The following is a 10,641-nucleotide window of genomic DNA, read 5'->3' as shown; positions in this document are numbered from 1 at the left end:
ATTACGGTAAACGCGTATTGTCCGGGGATTGTCGGAACGGGGATGTGGACTGAAATCGATAAGCGTTTCTCAGAAATTACCGGTGCCCCTGTCGGTGAAACCTATAAAAAATATGTTGAAGGTATTGCGCTGGGTCGTGCTGAGACGCCGGATGATGTGGCCAGTCTGGTCTCTTATCTGGCTGGGCCCGATTCAGACTATGTCACCGGTCAGGCCATTCTGATTGATGGTGGGATTGTTTACCGCTAAGTCACGTTGCCCGAGTCGCCGTGTGCTCAACGCGGCTCGGGAAATTCCCCGCCTTATTGGCATTCTCTGAATCCATAAACACTCGCTTTTTACGGATTGGCATTTATGATGATGCTTTTGCCGTTTATGCAAACGGACAGCACTGTGCGTTATTTTCGCCGCATGGCTATCAGTAAAAGGGAAGGGATATGGAGACAAATCATCAGTCTCTGGTGGAATGGTTGCCGGGCTTTTTTCAACAATGGCCAGAAAACGTATTAACGTCCAACGAGCCAACAAATACTGAACAAATAGTCATTGATGTTGACCAGTTCAGGGCCTTTTTAAATCGCCTGACGACACCGCTTCAGGCAGTGCAGCATAACGTATTGTCCTTTGACCCTTGGGATATTGCAGGGCTAAAACGTAATGAAGTACGCAATTCATCCGTGCTGGCTTGGTTGCTGAATCCGGAAGGGTCACACGGTTTTGATGCTATTCCGCTAAATGCGTTGCTGGCATTATCACGAACCTCAAAAAAGGAATTTTTCCCTGCGAGTTTTATGCGTTACTGCCGCGTGCAGGTTGAAACCAATCCGGTCGGCGACAGTAAAAATCGGGTTGATATTGAGATCGATGCGGATAATTTTTTCTTGTTGATTGAAGTGAAAATCGGTGCTTTTGAGCAAGATAAGCAAATTGAGCGCTATTGTTCAGACGCTGAGAAAAAAGCCGGGGGGCGCCCCTGGGGCGTGGTGTTTTTAACCCCAAATGGCAGACAACCCGTAAGTAGTGGCTCGAACAATCATCATATTTCGTGTCTGTCATGGCGTCATCTGGCCAGAGAGATGGAGGGGGATATGCATAAAGCATATCAAAAGGCAGTTGCTGTTCACCCTGCTTCTCCCATGAAGCAAATAGCAGCGCATGCAGCATTTTGTTTTATTGAACGTATGCACCAATTTTAATAAAAGGAAAGAGACATGACGTCAGATAATCATGCGGAACGCCAGGCTGGTGTTATTATCCTTTCGCAGCTGAAGATGTTTAATGAGGCAGCGGTGGTATTCGAGACGCTGATTCAACCCGCTTTTTGGAAAGGATTTGATCTCTGCATTGCTCGTTTTGCAAAAAAAAATGAATGGGAGTGCCAATTAAATTTTTCACTAAATGATTATTGTTGGCTTGCTCCAAAACACTGGAAAGTAGGTGCCAAAAAATGGAAGTGTTGGTTTGAAACTCACACACATCAAGGCGATGGTGTTAATTACAATCTGGCCGCTATCACTGGCGTCGGGGTAAAAGATGCCCAATTTGGTTTTTGTTTTGAAATACAAGCCAGCCATTTTGGCGGATCAAAGAAACTGGACGCGCATATCAATAACCTTGATCCAAAGTATCGCACGACATTGGTTAATTGTTTGGATTTTGATGATCTCTCTGGTGGGCGTTTTTTCTTGCCCGTTAACGTAGATCTTGATCAGGTTATCCAATGCTGGCAGGAATTCGGTAAATTTCCCGAAGATCACGAGGTATTCGCTTCGGTCAGAGACGCGCTGGAAAAACTGCAAGAGGCTGTGTATACCTTCGATGCGATGTTTTTATCCAGTCCAGAAGAGAGTAATACGTAAGGTGTCTCGGGCATTCGTGATGTCTCAGAGGGTTCCTGCCTGCGTCGTTTTGAGTGACGAGGCACGCGCTGGCGCTTCCTTATATGCTCCCGCCTGCATATAACCGATACGATCGCTCATCATCACCGCTTCTTGCTCACTGTGCGTGACCATCAGGGCCGTTTGCCCTGATGCCTTGAGGATGTCGCGCACATCTTGCCCCAACCGCTGACGCGTCTCGGCATCCAGGCTGGAAAACGGCTCATCCAGCAGCAGAATGCTGGGTTCTGGCGCCAACGCGCGTGCCAGCGCGATGCGCTGCTGCTGGCCGCCGGACAGCTCATGCGGATAACGTTCTGACAACGCGCTTAACCCGATGAGTTCCAACAGTTCACGCACGCGGGACTGGATGACGGCGTTTGGCTGTTTGCGCAAACCAAACGCGATATTCTTCGCCGCCGTCAGATGAGGAAACAGGGCATATTCCTGAAACACCATACCAACGTGGCGTTTTTCCGGCGGCAGGTGAATGCCCGGCCCGGCAACGCAGGTGCCTGAAACCTGAATACGGCCTGCGCTCAGGGGTTCAAATCCGGCGATGGCGCGTAATACCGTGGTTTTTCCGCTGCCGGATGCCCCCAACAAACAGGTGATCTCACCCGCTTGAACCTTGAGCGAAAAACCGCTGAGGACATGATGTTGCTGTTGTCCATGTCCGTAGGCAACATGGATGGCTTCCAGAACCAGTGTGGCGTCAGACATGGCGCGACGATTCTCCTTGATATGATGCGGTGTTCTGTTGCGGTTCATGGGGTTTGCGCGCGGTGCTGAACTGGCTGTGCGCCAGCAAAATTACCGGTAATGTGCCTGCCAGCACGATGAGCAACGCGGCAATCGCCCCTTCTTCGTAAGTACCGCGTGCGGCTTCGGCATACAGCACGGTGGCCAGCGTTTCGAAGTTGACCGGTCGCAGCAGTAACGTTGCGGGTAATTCTTTCATCGCATCCGCGAACACCAGCAAGGCGCTGGTGACCAACGCCGGGCGTAATAGCGGCAGATGCACGCGGAAAAAGGTCCCGGTGGTGTTCTCACCTAACAGGCGTGACGCTTGTTCAAGCGCGGGAGACAGGCGCGTCAGGCCGGCATCCGTGGCACCGATGGCGATAGTCTGAAAACGAATCGCGCAGCAGATAACCAGCAGAATGCCACCCGAGAGCAAGGGTAACCCCTGATATTCCAGTAGGCTTGCCAGCCATTTATCCACGGCCAGCCCGGGTGTCAGTAACCCTATTGCCAGTACGGTGCCCGGCACCGCATACCCAAGAGAAGCAACACGCAGCAGCCCGCGGCGAAAGCCACTGCGCTGTGAGCGGATGGCGGAATGGCGAGCAAACCAGGCGACAATCATGCCGGTGACTAACACCGTGAGCGTGACGCCAAGCGCCAGCAGCAGTGAGTTTTGCAGGGACTGCCACAATCCGTGGGAAAGGGGCGTCTCCTGATGCAGGCGCTTGGCACTTTCCCAAGCGAGAAACAGTGCCGGGGCGATAAAGCCGAGTATGACGGGTAAGGCCGTTAGGCTAAAGACCAGCATCCCCTTTACGCCGGATAAGCGTATAGGCGTTACCGTGCGCTGCGAGCGGCTGCTGCCGTAGCGCTGACGGCGTCGACCGTAATATTCCAATGTCAGCAGCAGCATTACGCCAACCAGCATTAATACGGCAATTTGTGCGGCAGCGGGCAAATCAGAGCGTGTCACCCAGGTGGTATAAATAGCGACCGTTAGCGTGTTGACGCCAAGAAATTCAGATGCACCGATATCATTGAGCGTTTCCAACAGGGCAAGACTGACGCCCACGGCGAGTGCCGGTCGCGCCATCGGTAGTGCGATGTGCAAGAAGGCGCCGGTCGCACTCCTGCCCAATGTGCGCGCCGCTTCCAGCAAATGGGCGGGCTGGCTAATAAACATGGCGCGCATGGTGAGGTAAACATAAGGGTAGAGCACGATGCCCAGCAGGATTATGGCACCGGTCATGGAGCGAATATCCGGCAAGCGAAACTGGCGAGGGCTGTCGTAGCCGAGCAGGGCTCGCAGCGCCGTCTGGACCGGGCCGATAGGGTGCAGCAGATCCAGCCAGGCAAAGGCCACGATATAGGTTGGCATCGCGAGTGGCAAAAGCAGTGCCCAACTGAGGATGCGCCGCCCCGGGAACTCATACAGGGTAACCAGCCAGGCACTGCCAGCACCGATGACGGTCACCAGTAACGCAACGCCGACCAGCAGGATCACCGTGTTGCGCGCCGCGACAGGCAACACATACTGAAACAGGTGTGTCCAATGGCTGAAATCAGTGTCGGCCGCCAGCCAGAGCAGAGAAAGGATCGGCACCAGCACACCGAGTGCAATAGCGCTGGTGGTGATGCCGAGTGGCGAAAACGCGGCGCGCAGCGTATCGAACCTGCTGCGTGCCGTCAGTCCATGTAGATACTTATTGATCGAAGCCAACTTTATCAACCAATTGGCTGGCCTGTTTACGGTATTTCACGATATCGGTTAACGGCAGGGGATCGACATTCAGTTCACCAATGGTGTCACGAATAATCGGATCCAGCTCAACGCCCTTGCGCACCGGATATTCATAGTTGGCCTTGGCATAGAGTTGCTGGGCTGGTGCTGACACCAGATATTCCAGCAGTTTCACCGCCTGCGCCTTATTCGGTGCATAACGGCTGACCGCTGCGCCGCTGATATTGACATGCGTACCGCCTTGCTCGAAGGTCGGTTTCACCACTTTGATCGCATCGCCCCATTGGCGCGCGTCCGTGCCCTCTTTGGCGTTCTTCATGTGGCCAACATAATAGGTATTGGCCAGGCCGATATCACAGATGCCGCCAAGAATATCGCGTGCTACATCACGATCACCGCCGGTGGCTTTGCGTGCCAGATTGGCTTTAACGCCGCGCAGCCATTCTTCCGTTTTGGCTTCACCGTGGTGTGCAATCATGGCCGCAATCAAGGCCGTGTTGTACGGATGCTGTCCGGCACGGATGCACACTTTGCCTTTCCACTGCGGATCGGCCAGCGATTCATAGGTGAATCTGTTGAGCGGCAGCGATTTTTCTGCATACAGTACGCGGCCGCGCATGGATAAGCTGAACCATTGGTCATCGGCACCGCGCAAATTGGCAGGAATGGCGGCTTCCAGCGCTGCTGATTTCACTGGCTGCGTCACGCCGGCTTCGACCAGATCCACCAGATTACCAATATCGACGGTCATCAGCAGGTCCGCCGGGGAGTTTTGCCCTTCAGCTTTGACTCTCTCAAGCATGCCATCTTTGATGAAAACCGTATTGACCTTCACGCCACTGTCTTTGGTGAAGGTATCCAGCAATGGCTGAATAAGGCCCGGCTCGCGCGTGGTATACAGCGTTAATGACTCTTCAGCCATGACGGGGGCGGCGTAAGCGGCCAGCAGCGCTGAAGCCAGCACCAGACGATGTATACCACGGCGAGCAGAGGAAAGCAGGATAGCCATATTGTTATCTTCTCCAGAGTAAAAACCTTAGTATTGATATGGAATTATCACGTGGTGAAATATTTTCTAATGGGAATCAAAATATAGATGATAATTAGTCTCGTTTTCAACTCATTAATGCGGTGATGTGTGGAAGGATGCGTAGAGTCTTGACGCATGACAAGGCGGGACCGGTATCACTCTTTTTATAATCTTGCCCGTTTCCCTTCTCACTGGTGTGAATTATGTCTTTCCAACTCAATCTGAACTGGCCCGAATTTTTAGCCAATTACTGGCAAAAAAAGCCGGTTGTATTAAAACGCGCGTTCCCTGATTTCGTCGATCCGATCACGCCCGACGAACTGGCTGGCCTGGCGATGGAACCTGAGGTGGATAGCCGACTGGTGAGTCATAAAAATGGCCAGTGGCAAGCCAGCAATGGGCCGTTTGAGCATTTTGATGACTTAGGGGAAACCGATTGGTCGTTGCTGGCTCAGGCGGTCAACCATTGGCATGCACCGTCAGCGGAGCTGGTTCGCCCGTTTCGCGTCCTGCCGGACTGGCGGCTGGACGATCTGATGATTTCTTTCTCTGTGCCGGGTGGCGGCGTTGGGCCGCATATCGATCAGTACGACGTCTTTATCATTCAGGGGATGGGGCGTCGCCGTTGGCGCGTAGGTGATAAGCTCCCGTTGAAACAGCATTGCCCGCATCCGGCGCTGCTGCACTGTGAGCCGTTTACGCCGATCATTGATGTCGAAATGGAGATTGGCGACATCCTGTATATTCCGCCGGGCTTCCCTCATGACGGTTTTACCTTTGAGACCACACTCAATTATTCCGTTGGTTTCCGAGGGCCAAATGGCCGGGATTTGATCAGCAGTTTTGCCGACTATGCGCTGGAAAACGATCTTGGCAGTGAGCATTACAGCGATCCGGATTTAACCCTGCGTGAACATCCTGAGCGCGTTGAAGCGCACGAGCTTGAACGTTTACGCACCATGATGATCGACATGATCAACCAGCCGGACGATTTTAATCACTGGTTCGGCCGTTTTATCTCCACGCCGCGCCATGAGCTGGATGTCGCACCGGTGGAACCGCCTTTCGAACAAAGCGAAGTGATCAACGCCCTACTTGATGGTGAAGTGTTAACGCGTCTCAGCGGTTTGCGGGTGGTGCGTGTGGGCGATAACGTGTTTATCAACGGCGAAACGCTGGAAATGCCTGATGCGCAGGTGGCTGACGCGTTGTGTCATGATACTGAAATCACCCGTGAAACCTTGGGTGATGGGCTTCAGAATCCCGCGGTTGTCGCTGAGCTGACGGCGCTGATTAATCAGGGATACTGGTACTTCGAAGAGTAATGCGTGATGTTTGAGCCCTTGTGCGGTCTTGTCCGGCGAGGGTTCTATCCATCGCAGAAAGCGGACCCGACGTGCCATAGACAGGAAAAACAGGCCAGTATTTTGCATGACAGATACTGGCCTGTTTTTCATGCGCGACAAAGGAGCTTTCGATGAAAACTGTGGTTGTTTTTCGACATGTGCCTTTTGAAGACTTGGGCACACTGGGCGATACCCATTCATGAATGTGGTTTTCAGTATCACTATATCGACACGCCTATTACCGCTTTGGCGACGTTCGATCCTCTGCATGCCGATGTACTGATTGTGCTGGGTGGCCCGATCAGCGCCAATGATGAAACGGGTTACCCCTTTTGGGGTCAGGAATTAACGATTATTCGGCAACGGCTGGCGCAGCAGCGCCCTGTGCTGGGTATTTGTCTTGGGGCGCAATTAATGGCTCGAGCGCTTGGCGCGCGCGTTGCACCGATGGGGGGGAAAGAGATTGGCTATGGGCCCATTCAATTGGCATCGACGCCACAAGCCGCTGTGTTGGCTCCGCTATCGGATGTTCCTGTGCTGCACTGGCACGGCGATCGCTTTGAGATTCCGGATTCAGGGATACGACTGGTGGGCAGCGCGGTATGTGACAATCAAGCCTTTAGTGTGGGTACCCATGTGGCCAGGCTGACTTATCAACGCAAGCACTGTTCAAATTTGTTCAGGACAAATGTGTCGGCGAGATGCCCCAAACGCTGGACTTCACCTACACTGGGATTTGTCATCTCTCTGAAAACAGTGCTTGCGGGCCGTTTTTTATTTTCTATCAACTAATTTTTTTTACTGCCCATTCTCTATGGCCCCTTTTTTTTCTTCCACGCTATATCATTCAAGGCTCTATCAAAATCTGATATACCTTTCGCATTCATTTTTTGTTTTCCACTGGTATCAGCATTGAAATATTTTTCTTTTACATTACTAATATCTATAGGGAAAAATGACTCTGACGCAGAATCCCATAGTACATTTTGAGAATGAAGATCCTGATGTATGATGCCGAGGCTGTTCAACCTCTCTATCATATCGACAAATTTCACATCCGCATCATGGGGTAATGTTCCTCGCGGTAGAGCATTCAGTGTTTGACCAGGAATTCTATACATTCTGACACAGGCGTTCCCTTTATCATTGACAAAGTACATTGCAGCCTCTTCGCCATAATATCGCTGAAACATCTCAGTCTCATGTTTGGCTATTTTTTCTGCCACAAGATTACTCGGTGATTTATATAATTTGATAAGATACCTACTATCATCCGCATCAACAAAAACCTTTCCAAACACACCTTCGCCTATCTTATCTCCTAAATTAAAATAAACCTTATTATTTGATAAGGTTGACTTCGCCCCTCCCGCAGATTGGGACTGTGAAGAAATATTATCCGATGGTTTGTTTTTCTTGAACATTCTAGACCATAAAGGGGGTTTCCCTGTGTTCTTAATCTCCAGTGCAAATGAATAATCACTGAAGAGTCCACTTTTATTAAAGTTATACTCGGAAAGTAGTTTTTGTGCAGACGATTCGGTGTAACCATCAACATCCTTGAGTAAATTTAGTGCTGTTTTTCTTTCTTTACCACTTAATCCAATTTTTAATATATTATCCAACCTCTCGTTAATGTTTTCTTTGTGAAATTTATTTTTCTTAAATCGAAGCGTCATCTTCGGGATATCCACTTCATTAAGCAGAAGAAAACGGTTATTACTTACCTTCTTTACATGGATAAAGTGGTTGTCGATATTTAAATAGCTATTATTATTTGAGTCCCACCGCAACCCATTCTTATCCGGAGAGGAGAGATGTGTTACATCGATATTATGAATGAACATGTCTGAAGTGATCTGTTTTTCAAGCGCACTTGACACATGAACAGACGTTGGGCGCTCAAATACCCAGCGACCGCCGTCCCACGACACTAAGTAGTGTTCTTTATCAGGATGATTAATATTATGAATCTCATAGTGAACGCCTCGCCCGGGAGAAACGACTTCTCTCACTGGCACAATTTCTCCGTTCATTTCAATATACCGTCCCCAGGTATAATGTGAGGTGTCGTCAATTTTCTCTGCGCGATAAACCTTTCCCGAACTATAATACTTTGGATTATTATTGGTGTAGGGAATGTAGTTGAAGCTTCTGTCGGGTTCAATGCGGAGAGTGTTAATGATATTTTCCTGTTCGTGGGTAAACACAGGGTGCTGATTATGTGTACGCATGTGCCAGGTTTTGGATAATGGTTCAAGATATACTGGAACATACTCGTGAGAACCTGAAGCTTTTCGCAGCACGATCTCAAACTTTCCCTCTCCATTTTTTTGCAGATCGTAGTATTCGCCGTACAGCGGTATCTGCTTTTTTCCTTCCCTCACTTCAACATTAAGATTGGTGGTATCGAAGGTGTCCGCATAACGCCACGCGAGCGTGTCTTCATCGACAATCACCTTTCTCTGCAATAACTCGGGTTTTGTGGCATAGGGATGATATGTCATAAACTCATTAGGTTTATCCGTCGGTTTAAGAAAAATCGTTTGGCCTTCGGTATGGATAGCGGTATTACTTGGTTGAAGTTCAAGTAAAATTTCTTTCTTTATCCCATTTTGCGGATTCCGAACATAATACGCCGCCCTGTTCTGGCCCGACGCGGTATGCTGCAATTCAGTAGGTTTTATTTTGCGGGCAATACCACGGGGTTTGAGTGCGATACTATCAATATCGAGGGATGTCGCGATCTCAGCGATATTTAGTCGACGAAAGCGTTCAGCACAGATTTCATCACCTTGATTTTTATAATACTCACGGCGTTTTGCATTGGCAATGAGCTTACCAATTAACGGTTTTATCCCTAGCGTCAGTATATCCGTCATAATATTTAATCCTTCGGCTGCGCCCCGGGTTTCGGGTGGTGGGTTTCCCTCGGTATCATCATAAATCATCCTAAAAGGGTTCTCTGCTCGCTGGGCTTGAAATAAAAGCAATTTCCCTTCATTCTCGCCGTTAGCATTGAGTATTTCTTCCTCAAAGGCGCAGTGTTCTTTTATATGTTCTGCGGTTTGGGAGTCAAACTCAGGTATCAATGCTCGCTTCATTCGAACGGCACTATCAATCAGCGGAGTGACAAAGAAAGGACCGGCTTTTGCCCACTGCTTTAATGACATTTCAAAATCCTGACCTTCTGCGGCGGTTAATTGTCCATCAGACACCAGGTGATTTTTAATGGCCAAAACCAACGCATTCTTTTTTTGATTATCTGAGATAATGTGACTATTTTCATTGATAAAAAGCGTGCTATTGCTATTAGTATACGATGTCTCTCCCTGTTCTATTTTTGGTAACAATAAGGGCTGAGAGGAAACCTGTCCGTCGTCAGTAAGAGATATAGAAACCGGATGATTTTCAATAAAATGATTACGTTCAGTAAATGCGGGATTATTATCCATAATAGATAATTGGTTCTCTTTATAAGAAAAAGAGGCCGTGTCAAAACGGTGTAAAAAATCAAATAGCAGCATAAGTTGAAGGGTGGTTGCTATTGCACCTCTTCGGACGGGAAGTGAGGTTGACGATGGAGAGGATATTCTCGGTGAATTTTCAATATAGCTAATGTTGGAACTGAAATTGTGAACACTTATAGAGGGGTTTGAATTAATTGATTCTAAAGTTTTCTCATGTTTATTCTCGTGAAATTTATCATAATAATATGCCGTGGATAAACGATGTTGCATAGCGGTAATAGGCATTTTTTGACTCCATTCAAAAAGAATGGACTATAGGCATTGTAGTCACGTCATCGTTATTAAAAAATAATCTCAATTAAGGATGACCGAGATTTTTGTCTTTCTCTTGAGGTAATGTTTATTATCTAAGTATGTCGTAGATGTGAAC

General features: G+C 49.1%; 9 protein-coding genes. 5 read left to right on the top strand and 4 right to left on the bottom strand.

Annotated features, from left to right (window positions below; translation table 11 throughout):
- The 3 genes from J5224_RS19620 to J5224_RS19610 all read left to right on the top strand — a co-directional run.
- Positions 1-249, top strand: a 249-nt coding sequence (locus J5224_RS19620; RefSeq protein ID WP_264626949.1) for an SDR family oxidoreductase, incomplete at its 5' end; no start/stop codon positions are given.
- A gap of 188 nt (positions 250-437) precedes the next feature.
- Entirely contained in the window at positions 438-1,196 is a 759-nt protein-coding gene (locus J5224_RS19615; protein WP_264626948.1) for a PD-(D/E)XK nuclease family protein, read from the top strand.
- Positions 1,197-1,211: 15 nt separating this feature from the next.
- Entirely contained in the window at positions 1,212-1,859 is a 648-nt protein-coding gene (locus tag J5224_RS19610) for a hypothetical protein (RefSeq protein ID WP_264626947.1), read from the top strand.
- Between the two features lie 24 nt (positions 1,860-1,883).
- On the opposite strand, the gene J5224_RS19605 is transcribed toward J5224_RS19610, so the two are convergent.
- Genes J5224_RS19605 through J5224_RS19595 form a run of 3 tightly spaced genes read right to left on the bottom strand, consistent with a single transcriptional unit; the run spans position 1,884 to position 5,374 of the window.
- Positions 1,884-2,600, bottom strand: a complete 717-nt coding sequence (locus tag J5224_RS19605) for an ABC transporter ATP-binding protein (protein ID WP_264626946.1) — start codon at positions 2,598-2,600, stop codon at positions 1,884-1,886.
- Positions 2,593-4,344 carry an ABC transporter permease gene (locus J5224_RS19600; protein ID WP_413544703.1) on the bottom strand — a complete coding sequence of 584 codons (1,752 nt, stop codon included), beginning with the start codon at positions 4,342-4,344 and terminating at the stop codon, positions 2,593-2,595. The genes J5224_RS19605 and J5224_RS19600 overlap by 8 nt, the downstream gene beginning before the upstream one ends.
- Positions 4,328-5,374, bottom strand: a complete 1,047-nt coding sequence (locus J5224_RS19595; protein WP_413544702.1) for a Fe(3+) ABC transporter substrate-binding protein — start codon at positions 5,372-5,374, stop codon at positions 4,328-4,330. Before J5224_RS19595 ends, J5224_RS19600 begins: the two co-directional genes overlap by 17 nt.
- 224 nt (positions 5,375-5,598) lie before the next feature.
- Between J5224_RS19595 and J5224_RS19590 the strand changes: the two genes are divergently transcribed.
- The gene (locus J5224_RS19590; protein WP_264626945.1) at positions 5,599-6,720 is read left to right on the top strand and encodes a cupin domain-containing protein; all 1,122 of its coding nucleotides are present in this window, start codon (positions 5,599-5,601) and stop codon (positions 6,718-6,720) included.
- A 186-nt stretch (positions 6,721-6,906) separates the two neighbouring features.
- Positions 6,907-7,533 carry a glutamine amidotransferase-related protein gene (locus J5224_RS19585; protein WP_264626944.1) on the top strand — a complete coding sequence of 209 codons (627 nt, stop codon included), beginning with the start codon at positions 6,907-6,909 and terminating at the stop codon, positions 7,531-7,533.
- 20 nt (positions 7,534-7,553) lie between these two features.
- Here J5224_RS19585 and J5224_RS19580 read toward each other — a convergent pair whose 3' ends face one another.
- Positions 7,554-10,496 carry a hypothetical protein gene (locus tag J5224_RS19580; protein ID WP_264626943.1) on the bottom strand — a complete coding sequence of 981 codons (2,943 nt, stop codon included), beginning with the start codon at positions 10,494-10,496 and terminating at the stop codon, positions 7,554-7,556.
- Between the last annotated feature and the right edge of the window lie 145 nt (positions 10,497-10,641).

The sequence above is a fragment of the Candidatus Symbiopectobacterium sp. NZEC135 genome, assembly GCF_025962695.1.
The sequence above is the reverse complement of the archived record's forward strand: the minus strand, read 5'-3'. Positions and strand labels throughout refer to the sequence as shown.

Coding starts and splice junctions, on each gene's coding strand:
- J5224_RS19595 (WP_413544702.1), bottom strand. CDS start 5,374: ATGGCTATCCTGCTTTCCTCTGCTCGCCGTGGTATACATCGTCTGGTG.
- J5224_RS19615 (WP_264626948.1), top strand. CDS start 438: ATGGAGACAAATCATCAGTCTCTGGTGGAATGGTTGCCGGGCTTTTTT.
- J5224_RS19590 (WP_264626945.1), top strand. CDS start 5,599: ATGTCTTTCCAACTCAATCTGAACTGGCCCGAATTTTTAGCCAATTAC.
- J5224_RS19610 (WP_264626947.1), top strand. CDS start 1,212: ATGACGTCAGATAATCATGCGGAACGCCAGGCTGGTGTTATTATCCTT.
- J5224_RS19580 (WP_264626943.1), bottom strand. CDS start 10,496: ATGCCTATTACCGCTATGCAACATCGTTTATCCACGGCATATTATTAT.
- J5224_RS19605 (WP_264626946.1), bottom strand. CDS start 2,600: ATGTCTGACGCCACACTGGTTCTGGAAGCCATCCATGTTGCCTACGGA.